This window comes from Tsukamurella sp. DT100 (genome assembly GCF_049844855.1).
GTDB lineage: Bacteria > Actinomycetota > Actinomycetes > Mycobacteriales > Mycobacteriaceae > Tsukamurella.
In genome coordinates this window covers 432,862-452,175 of record NZ_JBNCLV010000004.1, presented here as the reverse complement: position 1 = coordinate 452,175, position 19,314 = coordinate 432,862, and the positions used below count along the sequence as shown (strand labels likewise).

22 protein-coding genes are annotated in these 19,314 nt (G+C 71.3%); 20 read left to right on the top strand and 2 right to left on the bottom strand.

Annotated features, from left to right (window positions below):
* Positions 1–26: 26 nt before the first annotated feature.
* The 4 genes from ACLQ3K_RS12495 to ctaD all read left to right on the top strand — a co-directional run bounded on the left by ACLQ3K_RS12495 (position 27) and on the right by ctaD (position 4,359).
* Entirely contained in the window at positions 27–1,253 is a 1,227-nt protein-coding gene (locus tag ACLQ3K_RS12495) for an MFS transporter (RefSeq protein WP_224646020.1), read from the top strand.
* Between the two features lie 14 nt (positions 1,254–1,267).
* Positions 1,268–2,044, top strand: coding sequence for an LLM class F420-dependent oxidoreductase (locus ACLQ3K_RS12490; RefSeq protein ID WP_224646021.1), 777 nt, complete (start codon positions 1,268–1,270; stop codon positions 2,042–2,044).
* A gap of 124 nt (positions 2,045–2,168) precedes the next feature.
* A complete protein-coding gene (locus ACLQ3K_RS12485) occupies positions 2,169–2,582 on the top strand; it encodes a pyridoxamine 5'-phosphate oxidase family protein (protein ID WP_425999641.1) in 414 nt (137 codons plus the stop codon).
* A gap of 67 nt (positions 2,583–2,649) precedes the next feature.
* Positions 2,650–4,359 carry an aa3-type cytochrome oxidase subunit I gene (gene ctaD / locus ACLQ3K_RS12480; RefSeq protein ID WP_224646023.1) on the top strand — a complete coding sequence of 570 codons (1,710 nt, stop codon included), beginning with the start codon at positions 2,650–2,652 and terminating at the stop codon, positions 4,357–4,359.
* Here the strand turns inward: ctaD and ACLQ3K_RS12475 are convergent.
* Positions 4,356–5,198: a class I SAM-dependent methyltransferase gene (locus tag ACLQ3K_RS12475; RefSeq protein ID WP_425999639.1), complete on the bottom strand. Its 843-nt coding sequence runs from the start codon at positions 5,196–5,198 to the stop codon at positions 4,356–4,358. The genes ctaD and ACLQ3K_RS12475 overlap by 4 nt on opposite strands.
* A gap of 66 nt (positions 5,199–5,264) precedes the next feature.
* Between ACLQ3K_RS12475 and ACLQ3K_RS12470 the strand changes: the two genes are divergently transcribed.
* The 7 genes from ACLQ3K_RS12470 to ACLQ3K_RS12440 all read left to right on the top strand — a co-directional run bounded on the left by ACLQ3K_RS12470 (position 5,265) and on the right by ACLQ3K_RS12440 (position 10,417).
* Positions 5,265–5,834, top strand: coding sequence for a TetR/AcrR family transcriptional regulator (locus ACLQ3K_RS12470; protein WP_224646025.1), 570 nt, complete (start codon positions 5,265–5,267; stop codon positions 5,832–5,834).
* Entirely contained in the window at positions 5,831–6,577 is a 747-nt protein-coding gene (locus tag ACLQ3K_RS12465; RefSeq protein WP_224646026.1) for a phosphoglyceromutase, read from the top strand. Before ACLQ3K_RS12470 ends, ACLQ3K_RS12465 begins: the two co-directional genes overlap by 4 nt.
* A 98-nt stretch (positions 6,578–6,675) precedes the next feature.
* Positions 6,676–6,972, top strand: a complete 297-nt coding sequence (locus ACLQ3K_RS12460; RefSeq protein WP_224646027.1) for a GNAT family N-acetyltransferase — start codon at positions 6,676–6,678, stop codon at positions 6,970–6,972.
* Between the two features lie 63 nt (positions 6,973–7,035).
* Positions 7,036–8,232: a sensor histidine kinase gene (locus ACLQ3K_RS12455; RefSeq protein WP_224646028.1), complete on the top strand. Its 1,197-nt coding sequence runs from the start codon at positions 7,036–7,038 to the stop codon at positions 8,230–8,232.
* Positions 8,229–8,918 carry a response regulator transcription factor gene (locus ACLQ3K_RS12450; protein WP_224646029.1) on the top strand — a complete coding sequence of 230 codons (690 nt, stop codon included), beginning with the start codon at positions 8,229–8,231 and terminating at the stop codon, positions 8,916–8,918. The genes ACLQ3K_RS12455 and ACLQ3K_RS12450 overlap by 4 nt, the downstream gene beginning before the upstream one ends.
* A gap of 90 nt (positions 8,919–9,008) precedes the next feature.
* Positions 9,009–9,734 (top strand): FadR/GntR family transcriptional regulator, encoded by a 726-nt coding sequence (locus tag ACLQ3K_RS12445; protein ID WP_224646030.1) that lies wholly within the window; start codon positions 9,009–9,011, stop codon positions 9,732–9,734.
* On the top strand, positions 9,731–10,417 hold the full coding sequence (locus ACLQ3K_RS12440) for a sterol desaturase family protein (RefSeq protein ID WP_224646031.1): 687 nt from the start codon (positions 9,731–9,733) through the stop codon (positions 10,415–10,417). Before ACLQ3K_RS12445 ends, ACLQ3K_RS12440 begins: the two co-directional genes overlap by 4 nt.
* On the opposite strand, the gene ACLQ3K_RS12435 is transcribed toward ACLQ3K_RS12440, so the two are convergent.
* The gene (locus tag ACLQ3K_RS12435) at positions 10,414–11,229 is read right to left on the bottom strand and encodes a hypothetical protein (RefSeq protein WP_425999820.1); all 816 of its coding nucleotides are present in this window, start codon (positions 11,227–11,229) and stop codon (positions 10,414–10,416) included. The two genes, ACLQ3K_RS12440 and ACLQ3K_RS12435, sit on opposite strands and share 4 nt — an antisense overlap.
* A 48-nt stretch (positions 11,230–11,277) precedes the next feature.
* On the opposite strand from ACLQ3K_RS12435, the gene ACLQ3K_RS12430 reads away from it, so the two are divergent.
* From ACLQ3K_RS12430 to ACLQ3K_RS12390, 9 genes are all read left to right on the top strand, one after another.
* Positions 11,278–12,237 (top strand): Ppx/GppA phosphatase family protein, encoded by a 960-nt coding sequence (locus tag ACLQ3K_RS12430; RefSeq protein ID WP_224646032.1) that lies wholly within the window; start codon positions 11,278–11,280, stop codon positions 12,235–12,237.
* Positions 12,238–12,398: 161 nt separating this feature from the next.
* On the top strand, positions 12,399–13,721 hold the full coding sequence (locus ACLQ3K_RS12425) for a hypothetical protein (RefSeq protein WP_425999634.1): 1,323 nt from the start codon (positions 12,399–12,401) through the stop codon (positions 13,719–13,721).
* 14 nt (positions 13,722–13,735) lie between these two features.
* Entirely contained in the window at positions 13,736–14,587 is an 852-nt protein-coding gene (locus tag ACLQ3K_RS12420; RefSeq protein ID WP_224646034.1) for a sugar phosphate isomerase/epimerase family protein, read from the top strand.
* Positions 14,588–14,630: 43 nt separating this feature from the next.
* The gene (locus tag ACLQ3K_RS12415) at positions 14,631–15,470 is read left to right on the top strand and encodes a thioesterase family protein (protein ID WP_425999632.1); all 840 of its coding nucleotides are present in this window, start codon (positions 14,631–14,633) and stop codon (positions 15,468–15,470) included.
* 23 nt (positions 15,471–15,493) lie between these two features.
* Positions 15,494–16,303 carry a pyrroline-5-carboxylate reductase gene (gene proC, locus ACLQ3K_RS12410; RefSeq protein ID WP_224651909.1) on the top strand — a complete coding sequence of 270 codons (810 nt, stop codon included), beginning with the start codon at positions 15,494–15,496 and terminating at the stop codon, positions 16,301–16,303.
* Positions 16,304–16,431: 128 nt separating this feature from the next.
* Positions 16,432–16,677, top strand: a complete 246-nt coding sequence (locus ACLQ3K_RS12405; protein ID WP_068523814.1) for a helix-turn-helix domain-containing protein — start codon at positions 16,432–16,434, stop codon at positions 16,675–16,677.
* Between the two features lie 163 nt (positions 16,678–16,840).
* Positions 16,841–16,942, top strand: coding sequence for a 30S ribosomal protein bS22 (locus ACLQ3K_RS12400; RefSeq protein WP_003402602.1), 102 nt, complete (start codon positions 16,841–16,843; stop codon positions 16,940–16,942).
* A 75-nt stretch (positions 16,943–17,017) separates the two neighbouring features.
* Positions 17,018–18,100, top strand: coding sequence for an NAD-dependent epimerase/dehydratase family protein (locus tag ACLQ3K_RS12395; RefSeq protein WP_224651910.1), 1,083 nt, complete (start codon positions 17,018–17,020; stop codon positions 18,098–18,100).
* Positions 18,101–18,104: 4 nt separating this feature from the next.
* The gene (locus tag ACLQ3K_RS12390) at positions 18,105–19,172 is read left to right on the top strand and encodes a lysophospholipid acyltransferase family protein (protein ID WP_224651911.1); all 1,068 of its coding nucleotides are present in this window, start codon (positions 18,105–18,107) and stop codon (positions 19,170–19,172) included.
* Positions 19,173–19,314 lie beyond the last annotated feature (142 nt).

Genomic DNA, 19,314 nt, shown 5'->3' with positions numbered 1-19,314 from the left:
GGAACCGCGGGGGCAGGGTGAGCCCCATGACCGCCACCGTCGAGACCGCCGAGACCGCGCCGCTCCGTGCCGGGACCCCCGCGTACCGTCGGACCACCCTGGCGCTGTTCGTGGCGGGCCTGACGACCTTCGGCTCGATGTACTCGACCCAGGCCGTGCTGCCCGAGCTGACGAGGGTCTTCGGTTCGGCGCCGGCCGTCTCCGCGCTCGCGGTCTCCGTCACCACCGGGCTGCTCGCGCTCGCGATCATCCCCGTCAGCGCGCTGTCCGAGCGCTTCGGCCGGACCCGCGTGATGACGGTGTCGGCCGTCGCGGCCGTAATACTGGGCCTCCTGATCCCGCTCGCCCCGACGCTCCCGATGCTGCTGGGACTCCGTGCGCTGCAGGGGATCGCACTCGCCGGCGTGCCCGCCGTCGCCATGGCCTACTTGGCCGAGGAGGTGGACGGGCGCGACCTCGGCGGGGCGATGGGCCGCTACGTCGCGGGCACGACGATCGGCGGGCTGCTCGGACGCGTCGTCACGGCGGTGGGGCTCGACGTCATGGCCTGGCGCGGCGCCATGGAGCTCTTCGCCGTCGCCGCGGCGGTGCTCACGGTGGTGATGATCCGCACCCTGCCGGCGTCGCGGTTCCACGTGCCGAAGCCGGTCTCGGTGGGAACGACGGTGCGCGGCATGCTCGGCCACCTCCGCCGGCCGGAGCTCGCGACGCTGTTCGTGCTCGCCTTCCTGCTGATGGGCGGCTTCGTCAGCGTCTACAACTTCCTCGGATTCCGGCTCCTGGCCGCGCCCTTCGCATTCGCGCCCGGCGTCGTCGGGCTGGTCTTCCTCATCTACCTCGCTGGCACCGTCTCCTCGGGTGCGGCGGGCCGGCTCGCGGACCGGATCGGCCGCCGCCGGGTGCTCCTGACCTCGATCGCGACGATGGGCGCGGGTCTGGTGCTCACGCTGCCGGATTCGACGCCCGCCGTGCTCGCGGGGATGGTCGTCTTCACCGCCGGCTTCTTCGCGGCGCACAGCGTCGCGAGCGGCTGGGTCGGGCTGCTCGCGACGGAGCATCGCGCGGAGGCCTCGTCGGGGTATCTGTTCTGCTACTACGCGGGCTCGTCGGTCGTCGGCGCGGCGGCGGGGCTGGCCTTCGCCGCCGCCGGCTGGGCGGGCATCGCCGCCGCGGTCGGGGTGGGCATCGCCGCGGCGTTCGTCCTGGTCGTCGCGGTCCTTCCCGGTTCGGCCAGCGCGTCCGCGGAGCGCTGAGTAGCGTCGATGCCATGCGCATCGGAGTCCAACTTCAGCCCCAGCACTTCACCGAGTACCAGCAGCTCCGCGACGCCGTCGCCAAGCTCGAGGACCTGGGAGTCGACGTCGTCTACAACTGGGACCACTTCTTCCCGCTCTCCGGCGACCCCGACGGCACGCACCTCGAGTGCTGGACGATGCTCGCCGCCTGGGCGGAGCAGACCTCGCGGATCGAGATCGGCGCGCTGGTCACCTGCAACAGCTACCGCAACCCCGACCTGCTCGCCGACATGGCGCGCACCGTCGACCACATCTCGAAGGGGCGTCTGATCCTGGGCATCGGCTCCGGCTGGTTCCAGCGCGACTACGACGAGTACGGCTACGAGTTCGGCACCGCCGGTTCGCGCCTTGACGACCTCGGCGCCGCGCTGCCGCGGATCACCGAGCGGTGGGCCAAGCTCAATCCCGCTCCGACGCGCGACATCCCGATCCTCATCGGCGGCGGCGGCGAGAAGAAGACGCTGCCGCTGGTGGCGCAGTACGCGTCGGTGTGGCACTACTTCGTGGACCTGGAGACGTACCGGCACAAGTCGGCCGTGCTCGCCGAGGCGTGCGCGAAGATCGGCCGCGACCCGAAGGAGATCGCGCACAACATCGCCATCCCGCGCGGCACGGGCCCCGACGAGGCCCTCGCCTTCGCCGACCAGCTCGTCGCCGAGGGGGCCACGCAGTTCACCGCCGAGCTCTCCGCGCCCGGCTTCGACTACACCATCATCGAAGCCCTGCTGCGCTGGCGGGACTCGCAGTAGGCGAGGCCTCCGCTCCCGGCGGTCCCGGGACGTGCGGCCGGACGAAGGTCCCTGGTGGCGCGCCGCCGGACGGGGTGAGGTTGGGACGGCGGGCACCCGCCCGCCCCGACCCCAGGAGCGAGTCATGGAACGTTTCACCGCCGGCACCACCGTCCTCGATCGTGCGGAGGCGATCGAGCTGCTGCGCCGCAAGGACGTCGGGCGCATCGTGATCGCGCTCGGGGGAGATGCCGAGATCTTCCCCGTGAATTACGTGCTCGGCGAGGGCTGCAACGTCCTGTTCCGGACCGGGCCGGGCAGCAAGCTCGCTTCGGCCGTCGTGGCGCGCGAGGTGGCCTTCGAGGTGGACGAGGTCGGCGGGGACCAGGCCTGGAGCGTCATCGTGCGCGGGCCCGCACGCGTGCGCATGGACTCGTCGGCCCTGTCCGTCACGGACGCGCTCTCCTTGCGTCCCTTCATCGACGACGGCAAGTACGAGGTCGTGGAGGTCCTGGCGGAACGGGTCAGCGCCCGCGGCTTCGGCCGCACCTGGTCCTGAGCCGCCGGGACATCGGTCGGGACGTCCGCCACTGCCGCGGGGGGCTCCCGCGGCCGACGATCGATCCATGGACGGTGGAACCGAGACGACCGCCACGGACGTGGCACCCGAGCGGCGGCTTCGCGCCGTGCGCCCCGAACCCGCGCGCGGCAGGCCCGCCGGCGGCTGGATCCGCGACGTCGTCGTCACCACGGATCACAAGACGATCGGCGTCATGTACATCGTCACCTCGATGCTGTTCTTCTTCGTGGGCGGCCTCATGGCCCTGGTCATGCGGGGCGAGCTCGCGGAGCCCGGCCTGCAGTTCCTCTCCACGGAGCAGTTCAATCAGCTGTTCACCATGCACGGCACCGTGATGCTGCTGCTCTACGCGACCCCGATCGCGTTCGGCTTCGCCAACTACCTCGTGCCCCTGCAGATCGGCGCGCCCGATGTCGCGTTCCCCCGGCTCAACGCCGTCGGCTACTGGTTGTACCTGTTCGGCGGCCTCACCGCGTCCGCGGGCTTCATGGTCCCCGGCGGCGCGGCCGACTTCGGTTGGACCGCGTACACCCCGCTCTCCGATGCCGCGCACAGCCCGGGCGTCGGCGGCGACCTGTGGTTGATGGGGCTCACGGTCGGTGGGCTCGGGACGATCCTCGCGTCGGTGAACATGGTCACGACAGTCCTCTGTCTGCGGGCGCCCGGGATGACGATGTTCCGGATGCCGATCTTCACGTGGAACATGTTCGTGGTGAGCGTGCTCGCGCTGATGGTCTTCCCGTTGTTGGCGTCCGCACTGGTCGGGCTGGAGGTGGACCGGCAGTTCGGTGCCCACCTCTTCGACCCCGCGAACGGCGGAGCGGTCCTGTGGCAGCACCTGTTCTGGTTCTTCGGTCACCCGGAGGTGTACGTGCTGGCCCTGCCGTTCTTCGGCATCGTCTCCGAGATCTTCCCGGTGTTCACCCGCAAGCCGATCTTCGGCTACAGCGGCCTCGTGATGGCGACACTCGCGATCGCGGCGATCTCGATGGCGGTGTGGGCGCACCACATGTACGCCACCGGCGCGGTATTGCTGCCCTTCTTCAGCTTCATGACGTTCCTGATCGCGGTGCCGACGGGCGTGAAGTTCTTCAACTGGATCGGCACGATGTGGAAGGGGAACATGACCTTCGAGTCGCCGATGCTGTTCTCGATCGGCTTCCTCGTGACCTTCCTCTTCGGCGGCCTCACCGGCGTGCTCCTCGCCTCCCCGCCGCTCGACTTCCACGTCTCAGACACCTACTTCGTGGTCGCCCACTTCCACTACACGCTGTTCGGCACCATCGTCTTCGCGGCGTTCGCGGGCATCTACTTCTGGTTCCCCAAGGCCACCGGACGCCTGCTGAACGAGCGACTGGCCCGCTGGCACTTCTGGCTCACCTTCATCGGCTTCCACACCACCTTCCTGGTCCAGCACTGGCTGGGCGCCGAGGGCATGCCGCGCCGCTACGCCGACTACCTCGACACGGACGGCTTCACCACGCTGAACCAGATCTCGACGGTCGGCGCGTTCATCCTGGGCGCCTCGGTCCTGCCCTTCGTGTGGAACGTCTTCACGAGCTACCGCTACGGCGAGGTCGTCACGGTCGACGACCCGTGGGGCTTCGGCAACAGCCTCGAGTGGGCCACCAGCTGCCCGCCGCCGCGGCACAACTTCACCGAGCTGCCGCGCATCCGCTCCGAGCGCCCCGCGTTCGAGCTGCACTACCCGCACATGGTCGAGCGAATGCGGGCGGAGAAGCACACCGCGCGCTAGCGAGCCGGGGAGAGCGTCACGACGCCGCTCCATGGTGCGTCGCCAGGGGCGCGCGGGTCCGGTTGCGGTCCCGCGGCCAGACGGTGCGCCTCCGGCGAGTCCAGGCGTCCTAGCTCCACCGCGGCGACGAACAACGAGTCGATCCGGTCGGCCGCCCAGCCTCGGTCCTCGAAGTGAGCGACTCCGTCCGCGAGGAGGAAGCGCCACGGCGCGTGCCGCAGGATGCCCCGGTTCCTTTCCGCCATCACCGATCCCACACCCGCAGAGCCGAGATCGAGGCACCAGTGGTCCACGGGTGCGGCGAGCAGGGCGTCGGCGAGGGTGTCGGCATCGTCGGGGGAGAGGTACATGACCAGCCCCTCGGACAGGACCAGGATCCGACGGCCGGCGAGCCCGGCCAGGAGGTCCGCGAGGCCGTCGCAGGCCAGGTCCAGCGGCACCCGGCGCAGCCGGCATCGCGGCATCTCCGCCGCGAGGATCGCGGCCTTGTGGTCGAGGATCGCGGGGAGGTCGACCTCGAGCCACTCGAGGTCGGCGGGCAGGTCGAGGCGGTACGGCCGTGCGTCGAGGCCCGCGCCCAGGTTGACGACGGTGTCGCAGCCGTCGGCGATCGACGCGGCCACCGCCTCGTCGACCAGCACCGTCCGGGCGGTGAGGTACCAGCCGTCGCCGCCGCCCGCGGCCGGGGCGGCGCCCTCCGCGATCGCCGCGCCCTCGGCGCCCGCGAGCCGCGCGGCGAACGGGTCGTGGAACAGCGCGTCGGGGCGCGCCGATTCGATGGCCCGGTGGTGCGCGACCCAGCGCGCGGTGTCGTCGACGGTGCCGATCAGGTCGTCCATGTCGTCTCCCTCTATAAAAGTAGAGTGCTCTATTGTTATAGAGGATCGAGTGGATGGAGGGCAACCGTGGACGAGCGGCGGACCGCGATCGGTGAGGCGGCGCTGGACCTCGCGGCAGAGGGCGGCAACCGGGCGGTGACGCACGGCGCCGTCGACAAGCGGCTGGGGCTGCCGAAGGGATCGACGTCGTACTACTGCCGCACCCGCTCCGATCTGCTGCGCACCGCGATCGAGCATCTCCGGCAGCGGTCGCGGGCGGCCTTCGACGCCGACGTGCCGCGCACCGTCGACCGGGACACCGCGGCGGACGTGACGGCGCGCCAGCTGCACCACCTGCTCACGGACCGTCGGCGCGATTCGCTCGCCCGCTACGCGCTGGCACCGGACGCGCAGGCCGAGGGGCTCGAGGCGGACCTCGCCACCTGCCTGTTCTCGGTGCCGCTCGCGACGGGCCTGTTCGCGGCGCTCGGCACCGTCGACCCCGACCGGGCGGCGGCCGACTTGGTCAGCCTGCTCGAGGGCCTGCTCTTCGACCGGCTGTACGGCGCCCGGTCGCTGGGGCCCGCGAAGGCCGAGGCCGAGAGCCTCGCGGACCTGCGTGGGCCGATCCGGCGGGCGTTAAACTACGGCGCATGACCTACGGCACCCTGATCCTGCTCCGTCACGGCGAGAGCGAGTGGAACGCGTCCAACCAGTTCACCGGCTGGGTCGACGTGGCGCTGACCGAGAAGGGGCGCGGCGAGGCCGCCCGCGGCGGCGAGCTGCTCAAGGAGGCCGGCCTGCTGCCCGACATCCTCTACACCTCGCTGCTGCGTCGCGCGATCACCACCGCGAACATCGCGCTGAACGCGGCCGACCGGCACTGGATCCCCGTGGTCCGCGACTGGCGCCTCAACGAGCGGCACTACGGCGCGCTGCAGGGCCTGAACAAGGCCGAGACCAAGGACAAGTACGGCGACGAGCAGTTCATGCTGTGGCGCCGCAGCTACGACACCCCGCCGCCCGCGATCGACGCGGACGACCAGTACAGCCAGACCGCCGACCCGCGGTACGCGCACCTGCCGCAGGTGCCGCTCACCGAGTGCCTGCTCGACGTGGTCAAGCGCTTCATCCCCTACTACCAGGCCGTCATCGAGCCGCAGGTCGCCGAGGGGAAGACGGTGCTCGTGGCCGCGCACGGCAACTCGCTGCGCGCGCTGGTCAAGCACCTCGACGGGATCTCCGACGCCGATATCGCGGCGCTGAACATCCCCACCGGCATCCCGCTGACCTACTCGTTCAACGAGGACGGCTCCGTCGCCAACCCGGGCGGCACCTACCTGGACCCCGAGGCCGCCGCCGCGGGCGCCGCCGCGGTCGCCAACCAGGGCGCCAAGTAGTCCCACGATCGACGACGGGGGCGGTACCGAGCGAATCGGTACCGCCCCCTAAGTTTCTCCTCAGGCTCCGGGGCCGCGAAGGGGATAGGTTGGATCACATGGCTGACGTGACTGTGACCCATTCCCCGGAACAGGAGCGCTACGTGCTCACCGTCGACGGCGAGCAGGCGGGCTACCTCGACTACGTGGACGAGGTGGACGTGCGCCTGCTCACCCACACCGTGGTCGACGCCGAGTACGGCGGCAACGGCTATGCGGCGGTGCTCACCAAAGCTGCGCTCGACGACGTCGTCGCCTCGGCCAAGAGGGCCCGCGCGGTGTGCTCCTACGTCGCGAACTACGTGACGAAGCACCCCGAGTACGCCTCCGTTGTCGAGGTGGCCGCCGACCGGTAACCCGTTGTTCACCAGTCGTTCCCGATGTGAAGAATCGCCGGAGAACCTGGGTACACTGACCGCGTGACTGTGGCCCTCTGTGTGGTGTCCGCCCTGGCGGGCGCCCTCATCGGATGGCTCGCGCGGCGCGTCCGGCAGCGGGTGGTCACCGCCGAACCCGTCGGTCCGACCCGCATGACGGTCGCGGAGTTGCAGCGCGCGGTGCTCCGCGAGTCGCCCACCGGCCTGCTGGTCGTCGATCGCTTCCGCGACGTCATCGCCTGCAATCCGCGCGCCGAGGAGTTCTCCCTCGTCCGCGAGCAGCTCCTCGACGATCGCGTGTGGCAGGCCGCCTCCCTGGTGCTCGAGACGGGGGCGCCGCGCACCGTCGAACTGACGGTGTCCCGCCGGTCCGACCGGGCGAGCATCGCGGTGCGCTGCCGGGTGGACCTCATCGTCGGGACCGAACCCGACGAGCGGTACGCCGTCGTCTACGCCGACGACGACACCGAGAACCAGCGCATGGAGGCAACCCGCCGCGACTTCGTGGCGAACGTCTCGCACGAGCTCAAGACCCCCGTCGGCGCGATCGGCCTGCTCGCCGAGGCGCTGCTCGAATCCGACGACGACCCGGAGGCGGTGCGGCACTTCGGCTCCCGCGTGCTCGTCGAGTCCACCCGCATGGGCAACATGGTCAACGAGCTGATCGCGCTCTCCCGCCTGCAGGGCGCGGAGAAGTTGCCCGACCTCGGCAGCGTGGAGGTCGACGACGTGGTCGGTGAGGCCGTGGCCCGCGCCCAGGTCTCCGCGGAGGCCAACAACATCTCGCTCATCGTCGACGAGCCCTCCGGCCTGGAGATCCGCGGCGACGACACCCTGCTGCTGACGGCGCTGTCGAACCTCATCTCCAACGCGATCGCCTACTCGCCGCAGAACACCCAGGTCTCGATCAGCCGCCGCCTGCGGCCCGCCGCCGGGCCCGACGGTGCCGCGTCGGTCGAGATCGCGGTCACCGACCGGGGCATCGGCATCGCCCCCGAAGACCAGGAGCGCGTCTTCGAGCGCTTCTTCCGCGTCGACAAGGCGCGGTCCCGGATGACGGGCGGGACCGGACTCGGTCTCGCGATCGTCAAACACGTCGCCGCGAACCACGGCGGCACCATTAGGCTCTGGAGCAAACCGGGCATGGGTTCGACCTTCACGCTGGTGCTGCCGGCGTCGGTCGAGTCCGGGCCGGACCCTGCAGAGCGCGATGACCACAGTGAGGATGTACTGCGGTGACACACGTACTGATCGTCGAGGACGAGGAATCGCTGGCCGACCCTCTCGCGTTCCTGCTCCGCAAGGAGGGGTTCGAGACCACCGTCGTGGGCGACGGGGTCGAGGCACTGCGGCACTTCGACTCCGCGGGCGCCGACATCGTCCTGCTCGACCTGATGCTGCCCGGCATGAGCGGCACCGACGTGTGCAAGCAGCTGCGCGCCCGCTCGTCCGTGCCGGTCATCATGGTGACCGCGCGCGACAGCGAGATCGACAAGGTCGTGGGCCTGGAGCTGGGCGCCGACGACTACGTCACCAAGCCCTACTCCGCACGGGAGCTCATCGCCCGCATCCGCGCGGTGCTGCGCCGCGGCGCCGACACCGCCGCCGCGGACGGCCTCGACGACGGGGTGCTCGAGGGCGGTCCCGTCCGGATGGACGTCGAGCGGCACGTCGTGACCGTCGGGGGAGACGCGGTGACCCTGCCGCTCAAGGAGTTCGACCTGCTCGAGTACCTGCTGCGCAACAGCGGCCGCGTGCTCACTCGCGGGCAGCTCATCGACCGCGTCTGGGGCGCGGACTACGTGGGCGACACCAAGACGCTCGACGTGCACGTCAAGCGCCTGCGCAGCAAGATCGAGGCGGACCCGGCCAACCCGAAGCACCTGGTCACCGTCCGGGGCCTCGGCTACAAGCTCGAGCCCTAGCCCCGGCATCACCGTCGCGTTCCGCGACGGTCCTTCGATTCACTGGTAATACCACTTGACCACCGGACCGGGTGGCGCTACGGTTCCGGCATGGAACTGAGCCCGGTCACGAAGCGGTCCGCCGCCGACGAGGTGCACGAGCAGCTGCTGAACCAGCTGGTCAGTGGTGCCGCGCCGGTCGGCTCGCGGCTGCCCAGCGAGCGCAAGCTCGCGGAGGTCCTCGGCGTCTCTCGCCCCGTCGTCCGCGAGGCCATCGCCCGCCTCGCCACGTCGGGCCACGTCGAGGTCCGGCAGGGCGACGGTGCCGTCGTCAACGACATCACCCGCACGGGCGGGCTGGACCTGCTGCCGCACCTGCTCGTCGCCGCGCCCGACGGTGCCGTCGTCGACCCGTCCGTGGTCCGCAGCGTCCTCGAGGTCCGCGAGTACCTCGGGCCGTGGATCGCCGAGAAGGCGGCCGCCCGCTCGGCCGACGCGCTTGCCGGCCCGCTGACCGCGGCGCTCGCCGCGATCGAGGGCGCCGGCTCCGGCGCGGAGCAGCAGGCCGCAGCCCTCGCCTATTGGGAGCACCTCGTGCGGGGTGCCGACTCGATCGCGATGACCCTCATCTTCAACGGCATGCGGCGCGTCTACGAGCCGCTGCTCGGCGTGCTCGCCGACGCCGTCGCGGCCGCGGAGCCCGCGGATCTTTACCGCGCGCTCACCGCCGCCGTCCTCGACGGCGACGCCACCGCCGCCCGCACGGCCGCGCTGGCCGTCCTCGGCGGCGCCACTGGCGTGCTCGGTGGATTCCTCGACCGGATGGAGCAGTCATGACCACGACCGATCGCGCGGCCCGCCGCGGATTCTCACTCGGCGACGCCGGCCGCGAGTTCCTGCGCCATCCCACGCCGTGGATGATCCTGGCCTTCCTGGCCGGCACCGTCGCAGCGCGCATCGCCGTCGGCGGGGGAGGGCTCGCCGACCTGTGGGCGCCGCTCGTCTTCGCGGCCCTGTTCCCGTTCCTGGAGTGGGTGATCCACGTCTTCGTGCTGCACTGGCGGCCGCGCACCGTCGGGCCGATCACGGTGGACACGCTGCTCGCGCGCGACCATCGCCGGCACCACGCCGCGCCCCGCGACGTGGATCTCGTGTTCATCCCCACCCGCGCGCTGCCCTGGGTGATCGTCGGCCTGGGTGTCGCCGCGCCGCTCGGCGTGGGCGCCCTGATCGGCGCCCCGGTGCACGCGACGCTCACCTTCATGCTGGTCGAGGCGGTCTTCCTGCTCGGCTACGAGTGGACCCACTACCTCGTCCACACCGACTACAAGCCGCGCGGCCGCGCCTACAAGGCGGTCTGGCGCAGTCACCGTCTGCACCACTTCAAGAACGAGCACTACTGGTTCTCGGTCACCACCGCGGGCACCTCCGACCGGGTGCTGGGCACCTATCCGGACCCCGGCACCGTCGACACCAGCCCGACCGCCAAGAACCTGCACGGCCTGGACGAGATCGCCTAGAGCTCCACGTACTTCATGTCGAAGTTCTGCCGCTCCGTCGCCGCGGCGGTGGCGGGGTGCACGGCGACCAGCTTGCCCTGGCGCGCCTCGCACTCGCGGGCCAGCGCGGCGTACGCCTCCTCGCCCAGTAGCTCGGTCAGTTCGGGGGCGTAGCTCTGCCACACCTGCTGCGCGCCGACGTGCGCCTCGGGGGAGCCGGAGCAGTACCACTGCAGGTCGAGTCCGCCTGCGCCCCAACCCCGTCGGTCGTACTCGCCGATCGTCGTGCGCAGGATCTGCTCGCCGTCGGGCCGCTCGACCCACTCCTGGGTGCGCCGGACCGGCAGCTGCCAGCAGACGTCGGGCTTGACGGTGAGCGGCTCCACCCCGGTCCGCAGGGCCATCGCGTGCAGGGCGCAGCCTTCGCCGCCGGGGAAGCCCGGCCGGTTGAGGAAGATGCACGCGCCCTCGTACCGGCGCGTGCGCAGCGCGGGCTCGTCGTCGAGGTCGTCCTCCTCGAGGTAGCCCTTCTTGCCCAATCCCTTGCTGCGGAACTGCCAGTCGTCGTCCGTCAGCTTCGCGACGGCCTTCTTCAGGCGCTTCTTGTCGTCGTTGTCGGAGAGGAAGGCCCCGTGGCTGCAGCAGCCGTCCGTCTCCCGGCCCGGCTCGATCCCGTGGCACGACTCGGTGCCGAAGACGCACGTCCAGTGGGAGAGCAGCCAGGTCAGATCCGCCGCGATCAGATGGCTCGGGTCCGCGGGGTCGGTGAACTCCAGCCACTCGCGCGGGAAGTCCAGGGGGACTTCCGGGACGGGACGCCGCAGGCCGGGCATCGGAAGGTCGGTCACAGGGGCCACCGTAGTCGGGTCTAGATTGACGGGGTGAGATTGGGAGTCCTCGACATCGGGTCCAATACGGTGCACCTGCTCGTGGTCGACGCCCACTGGGGCGCGCACCCGACGCCGATGAGCTCGACCAAGGCCACGTTGCGGCTCGCCGAGAAGATCGAGCCGAGCGGCCGGCTCAGCCAGGCCGGCGAGGATGCGCTCGTCGCATCCGTCGAGGAGTTCACGAAGATCGCGCGCAGCTCCGGCTGCTCCGAGGTGATGGCCTTCGCGACCTCCGCGGTCCGCGACGCCAGCAACACCGACACCGTCCTCGCGCACGTCAAGCAGGCCACGGGCGTCGACGTCGAGGTGCTCTCCGGCGCCGACGAGTCCCGCCTCACCGCGCTGGCGGTGCGCCGCTGGTACGGCTGGAGCGTGGGTCGCGTGCTCAACATCGACATCGGCGGCGGCTCGCTCGAGATGAGCAACGGCGTCGACGAGGAGCCGGACGTCGCGCTCTCGCTGCCGCTGGGCGCGGGCAGGATCACCCGCGAGTGGCTGCCCGACGATCCGCCCGGGCGTCGCCGCGTCGCCATGCTCCGCGACTGGCTCGACGCCGAGATCGCCCCCGCCGCCGCGCGACTGCAGGCCGTCGGCACGCCCGACCTGGTGGCGGGCACGTCGAAGACGATGCGCACCCTCGCCCGCCTGACGGGTGCGGCGCCCTCCTCCGCCGGGCCGCGCGTCAAGCGCACGCTCACGGCGCGCGGGCTGAGCCAGCTGATCGCCTTCATCAGCCGGATGACGGAGTCCGACCGCCGCGAGCTGGACGGGCTGAGCTCCGACCGCGCGGGCCAGATCGTGGCCGGCGCGCTGGTCGCCGAGGCCGCGATGCGGGCGATGAAGGTCGAGGAGCTCGACATCTGCCCGTGGGCGCTGCGCGAGGGCGTGATCCTGCGCTATCTGGACACCCAGGCGGGCTTCACCCCGGAGAGCAGCGGTAAAGCCCATTAAAGGCGCGAAGTAACATAACGGACCGCCGCGTGTGCCGCCACGGTTGCGCGACGGTGTACAAGTAGAATCTTCTGAGACCACACAGGGCGTGAGTGGCGGGTGTGAACTTTCCGGCACGCGCGGGGCCCACGAGGCCGACGAGCCACAGGACGGTGACGTGCATGAGCGAGGAGCGAAGGATTTCGCTGGCGGAGCTGCTCGCCAGGGAGGGCGGCACTCCACCCGCACCCGCGGGCGGACGCCGCCGACGCCACCGCGGCGGCGAGAACTCGATCACCGTCGCCGAGCTGACCGGTGAGATCCCCGTCATCCGCGACGACCAGCCCGCCCCGGGCACCGAGGCGCCGGCCGAGCAGCCCGAGGTGTCGGCCGTGCCCGAGGCACCCGCCGCGCAGGCGGTTCAGCCCGCACCGGCCGCTCCTGCGCAGCAGGCCGCGTACGAGCCCGAGGTCGTGACGCCCGAGGTCGTCGAGCCCGAGCCCGCCGCGCCCGAGCCGGCCGCCCAGGCCGCCCCGGCGGAGCAGGCCGACCAGGCCGCCCCGGCGGAGCAGGCCGACCAGGACGACGATGAGCCGATCACCTCCTCCTTCCTCGCCGCCGCCGTGGCTGCCCCCGGCCCCGTCGAAACTCCTGCACCGCAGGAGAGCGCGCCGCAGGAGCCCGAGGCGCCGGCGGTGGACGAGACGCCTGCGCAGCCCGAGGGCCGGCGCGGTGGGCTGCTCCGCTGGGGCCGTGGCTCCCGGGCGGCCGAGGCGCCGCAGGAGCCCGTGCAGGAGCCCGCCGCCGAGCCTGTGGCCGAGCAGGCCGCGGAACCCGCTGCCGCGCTGGCCGACGGTGCGCCGGCTGCCGATGCCGCGCCGGCCGACGCCCCGCAGGCCGACGCCCCCCGGGCGGAGGACGGCCGCGACTACGCGTGGTCGCGCTGGGATCAGGCCGAGGCCCCGATCATGGCGACCGCCGACTTCAACACCGCGCAGGTCCGCGAGCGCCAGTCCCGGTTCGCCGAGGTCGAGGCCGACGACACCGTCGACGTGAAGCCCGTCGCCGTGCCGACCCCGGACGTGGACCTGGATGCGCCCGTCGCGCCCGACACCGCGGCGCTCAGCGCTCAGCAGATCGACGACGCGCGCGCCGAGGAGACCCCGGACTTCCTCGCGAAGCCGGGCGACGAGGACGCGGACGCCGACGAGAAGGACGCCGCGACGGGCAAGGGCCGCGGTTGGGCCGCGCTCGCCGCCGAGGTGGTGCTCGGCCTCGCGGCCGGCGCCGGCCTGTTCTATGGCTTCTTCAAGCTGTGGAACTGGGGCGGCGGCTGGCCCACCATCGCGCTGACCGTCGTGCTCGCGTTCATCGTGATCATCGGCATCGTGACCTTCACGCACTACCTGCGCAAGACCACCGATTACCTCACCCTGGGGCTCGCCCTGTTCGTGGGCCTGGTGATCACCTTCGGCCCGCTGCTGATGGCGCTCGGCTCCAACTGAGTACGCTCGGCGACGTGAGCGGGATACCGGTCGGACTGTCGACGGCCTCGGTCTATCCCGAGAAGCTCGAGGACGCCTTCCGGTACGCCGCCGAGACGGGCTACGACGGTGTCGAGCTCATGGTGTGGCACGAGGGCGCCAGCCAGGACATCGCCAACGTCGCCGGGCTGTCCATGCGTTACGACGTGCCCGTGCTGTCGGTCCACGCGCCCTGCCTGCTCATCAGCCAGCGCGTGTGGGGCCCCGATCCGATGGCGAAGCTCGGCCGCGCGGTGACGGCCGCGGAGGACCTGGGTGCGAGCACCGTCGTCGTGCATCCGCCGTTCCGGTGGCAGCGGCGCTACGCCGAGAACTTCGTCGACCTCGTCAGCGAGCTCGAGGACGACAGCGACGTGGCCGTCGCGGTGGAGAACATGTTCCCGATGCGGCTCGACGCCTTCTTCGGGCGCCGCGGCGAATCCGTCGAGCGCCTCAAGCGCCGCGGTCACCCCGGCACCGCGGTCTCGGCCTTCGCCCCGTCGATCGACCCGACGGACGTCGGCTACGCGAACTACACCCTGGACCTCTCGCACACCGCCACCGCGGGCGTCGACGCCCTCGAGCTGATGGACCGGATGGGCGACGGGCTGCGGCACCTGCACCTCACCGACGGCCTCGGCGCGGCCGTCGACGAGCACCTCGTGCCCGGTCACGGCACCCAGCCGGCCGCCGAGGTGTGCCGCCGGCTCGCCGCGTCCGGCTTCGACGGGCACGTGATCCTCGAGATCGCGACGGGCTCGGCGAAGACCCCCGAGGAGCGCCGTGCGATGCTCACGGAGGCGCTGGAATTCGCGCGGGAGCACCTGCGCGCCGATCCGGCAGCCTGACGTCGGGTACCCGCACGGGTACCCCGGTAAGGAGAGCGCACAGATGGCTTTGTTCGCGGACCTCGTCTCCGTCGCGAAGGCCCCCGGCGGGTACACCGCCGACATCGATCCCACCTGGTCGGTGGGCAACAAGGTGCACGGCGGGGCGCTGCTCGCCGTCATCGCCTCGGCGGCGCAGGCCGCCTACCTCGACGACGGGGGAGACCCCGAGGTCACGCCCGTGGTGATCTCCGCCGAGTACCTCGGCGCGCCCGACCCGGGGCACGTCGAGCTGCGGACCGACGTGCGCAAGCGCGGCCGCACCACCTCGTTCGTGAACGTCGAGGCCGTCCAGGGTGACCGCGTCTACGTGCAGGCGGCCGTGACCCTCGCGCAGCGCGACGAGGGCGACGAGCGCTACGCCGAGCCCCTCCCGATCGACGCGATGCCGCCGACCCCGCCCGCCCACGCGCTGGCCTGGGACCCCGAGCACCCCGCCGCCAAGATCTTCAAGGTCGGCCGCGTCGCCGAGGTGCACTACGACGCCTCGACCCTGCCGGTGATCGAGGGCCGCACCGGCCCCGCCGAGACCCGCGGCTGGGTGCGGCTGCGCGAGGAACCCCTCTCGGGCCTGTTCGCGCTGCTCGCCACCGACATCTCGCTGCCCGTGGTCGCCAACCTCGGCGGCATCGGCTGGGCGCCCACCATCACGCTGACCGCGTCCGTCCGGCGCGAGCCCGTGAACGGCTGGCTGCGGTTCCGGGCGTCCGCGCCCGTCGTCGGGCAGCGGTGGTTCGAGGAGGACCACGTGCTGGTCGACGAGTCCGGGCACGTCGTCGCGACGTCCCGCCAGCTGGCGATGATGCCCCGCGGTCCCCGGACCCCCGAGCCCGAGAAGAACTGACGTCCCGGAAGAGGAGAACTGACATGGATGGTCGTATCGCGCTGATCGGCGGCGGGCGGATCGGCGAGGCCCTGCTGGGTGGCCTCATCGCCGCCGGGCACGCGCCCGCGGCACTCACGGTCGCCGAGCCCCACGCGGGCCGCGGCGGCGAGCTCACCGAGCGCTACGGGGTGTCGACGGTGACCACCGTCGCAGAGGCGGTCGACGGGGCGGACCTCGTGGTGATCGCCGTCAAGCCCGACGTGGTGACCGCGATCCTGCCCGACGTGGCCTCCGCGCTGCGCCCCGGCGCCGTCGTGGCCTCGGTGGCCGCGGGCGTCCCGACGACCGTCTACGAGGCGGCTCTTCCCGCCGGGACCCCCGTCGTGCGGGTCATGCCCAACACGGCGATGCTCGTCGGCAGGTCGATGAGCGGGATCTCCGGCGGCCGCGAGGCGACGGAGGCGCACGTGACGCTGGTGCGCGAGGTCATGGAGGCGGTGGGGAAGACCCTCGTCGTGCCCGAGGCGAAGCTCGACGCGCTCACCGCGCTGTCCGGCTCCGGACCCGCGTACGCCTTCCTCGTGGCGGAGGCGATGATCGACGCGGGCGTGGATCTGGGGCTCACCCGGGACCAGGCGACGACCCTCGCGACGCACACGATCGCGGGCGCGGGTGCACTAATGGTTGAGACTTCCACGTCGCCCGTCGAGCTCCGGGCGGCGGTGACTTCTCCGGGCGGTACGACGGCCGCCGCGATCCGCGAGCTGGAGAAAAATGGCCTCCGACCTGCGTTTTACGCGGCGACGCGGGCCTGCGCGGAGCGATCGGCCGAGCTCGGGCGTCTCGCCTAGAAGGTTCGGTTAGCTCACTCCCGTCGCATTATTCCCATTGGTACCGCTAAGCTGCTCGAAGCACGTGCGTGTCAGGTCCGCCGGAGGGGAAGCCGGCGGCGCGACATGTGCCGGAGGTTAGGGATTACATGGCGTCTGCAAACAAGAACACCAAGCCCGCTGAGATCGGTGCCGGAGCCCAGGCTCCCCAGGCAGCCGGCTCGTCGTTCCTGACGGTGGCCGAGGTCGCCACCCTCATGCGGGTGTCGAAGATGACGGTCTACCGCCTGGTGCACAACGGGGAGCTCCCCGCGGTGCGCGTGGGCCGGTCGTTCCGGGTCCACGAGAAGGCCGTCCACGACTACCTGCAGACCTCGTTCTTCGACGCGGGCTAAAGCCCCGTCGCAGAGTGTCGGCAGGAGCGGTGGGCACGGGCGGATTTCGCCTGGGCCGCCGCGACGGGTAAAGTAGAAGCCTGCTGCGTGGACGCGGGGGCTCACTCGTACCCGGCCGCCGCGCACCGAACATGGCAATTCGATAGAGAGACGTGAGGAACCCATGGGTTCAGTGATCAAGAAGCGCCGCAAGCGCATGTCGAAGAAGAAGCACCGCAAGCTGCTCCGCCGCACTCGGGTGCAGCGTAGGAAGCTCGGCAAGTAGGCCTTCTGGTCACACTTTCATGAGAGCCCGCCCAGGATATGGGCGGGCTTTCGTGTTTCCGGTTACCCTTCAGTAATGAGTGAGTCGGTCGTCACTGCGCCGCGCGTCGTCATGGTGACGGGCGCGTCCACGTTCGTGGGCGGCTACCTCGTGCGCCGGCTCGCGCAGCGTCCCGACATCGAGCGCGTGATCGGTGTCGACGCCGTGCCGCCGACCAAGGCGATGCACCGGCGGATGGAGCCCGCGGAGTTCATCCGCGTCGACTACCGCAGCCACATCTTCGGCAAGATCATGGCGACCAACGAGGTCGACACGGTGGTGCACTGCTCCACCTCGGTCACCGACAACCACTTCCCGTCCGGGTCCACCAAGGACGCGATCGTCTTCGGCTCCATGCGGGTCTTCGCCGCGTGCCAGAAGTCGGAGACGGTCAAGCGCGTGATCATGCGCTCGGCGACGCAGGTCTACGGCTCCCGGTCGCGCAACCCCGCGCTGATCACCGAGGACCTGGTCGGCGGCGCCGCGGCCAGCGGCCACCCGCGCGACCTGCTCGACGCCGAGGCCTACGCCCGCAGCATGGCCCGCCGCCGCACGGACATCGACCTCACGGTGCTGCGCCTCGCGCCCATCCTCGGACCCAACATCGAGACCCTGCTCGGCTCGCTCTTCGAGCGGCCCCTCGTGCCGTCGATCATCGGCCGCGACGCCCGTCTGCAGCTGCTGCATCAGGACGACGCCCTGGGCGCGCTGGAGCACGCCGTGGTGGCCGGGAAGCCGGGCACGTACAACATCGCCGGCGACGGTGCGATCTCCATGTCGCAGGCCATCCGGCTGTCCGGCCGGGTCCCGCTGCCGGTGGTCAAGCCCGCCTTCGGGCCCGCCGTCGCCGCGATCCGGGGCCGCGGCCGCGGCCACACGGACAAGGTGCAGCTCGCCTACCTCAGCTTCGGCAACGCCTTCGACACGACGCGCATGCGCAGGGAACTCGGCTTCGAGCCGCGCTTCACCACGCGGCAGGCGATGGAAGACGCCGCACGCCACGGGCGCACAGAACCTACAATCGGTGTGGATTCTTTTCTGAGCGTCGAGCAGCGGGTCGCCTCGCTGGCACGACGGTTCGCGGGAATCGACTCCGAGTACGGCACGGCTGGACGGTAGACACATGACCAACGCTTCAGGCTCACAGCACGCGAAGGTGCTGCAGCTGCCCGTGTCCATCGACACCGCTCGCACCGAGGGGCGCGAGCGCGCGCAGCAGCGGCACCCGTCCGCGCTCACCGGCACCCCGGCACCGTCGGCGCCGCGTCGCGAGGCCACGGTGCACGCCCTCAACCCCGACTACATCGCCGCCGCGCAGCCGGGCGAGCCGGGGCCGGGCTGGCGCGAGCGCGCCGCGGAATCGGTGGTCGACGGTGCCGCCTTCGTCCGCGAGCGGCTCACCGGCGACTACGACATCGATCCCTTCGGCTTCGATCCGCACCTGACCGACGCGCTCTTCCTGCCGGCGCTGCGGCCCGTCTACGACAGGTGGTTCCGCGTGGACACCACCGGCGCCGACAACCTGCCCCGCGAGGGCGGCGCCCTGCTCGTGGCGAACCACTCCGGCGTGATCCCGCTCGACGGGCTGATGTCGGCCGTCGCGGTGCACGACAACCACCCCGACCAGCGGCACCTGCGCCTGCTCGCCGCCGACCTGGCCTTCGAGTACCCGGTCATCGGCGAGGTCGCCCGCAAGATGGGCGCCACCGTCGCCTGCAACGCGGACGCCGAGGCCCTGCTCACCCGCGGCGAGCTCGTCGCCGTGTGGCCCGAGGGCTTCAAGGGCATCGGCAAGCTCTACCGCGACCGGTACAAGCTGCAGCGCTTCGGCCGCGGCGGCTTCGTGACCGCCGCGATCCGCGCGCAGGTCCCGATCATCCCGGTGTCGATCGTGGGCGCCGAGGAGACGTACCCGATGCTCGCCGACGTCAAGCCCGTCGCGCGGCTGCTGGGCCTGCCCTACGCGCCGATCACGCCGCTCTTCCCGTGGCTCGGCCCGCTGGGCATGGTGCCGCTGCCGTCGAAGTGGCACATCGAGTTCGGCGAGCCCATCGCCACGGACCGCTTCACCGAGGCCGACGCCGACGATCCCATGGTGGTCTTCGAGCTCACCGACAACGTCCGCGAGACCATCCAGCAGTCGCTCTACCGCATCCTCGCGCGCCGGAAGAACATCTTCCAGGACTTCTAGGTCCGACGGTGCCGCCCCTCCCGGCGCGGACCGCGGTCCACAGATCGATTCTGCTTCTTCATAACGTTGCAACGTTATGAAGAAGCAGGACCGATAGCGGGAGGGCGTGACGTCGCGAACGGCGACGGGAATCCCGTGCGTG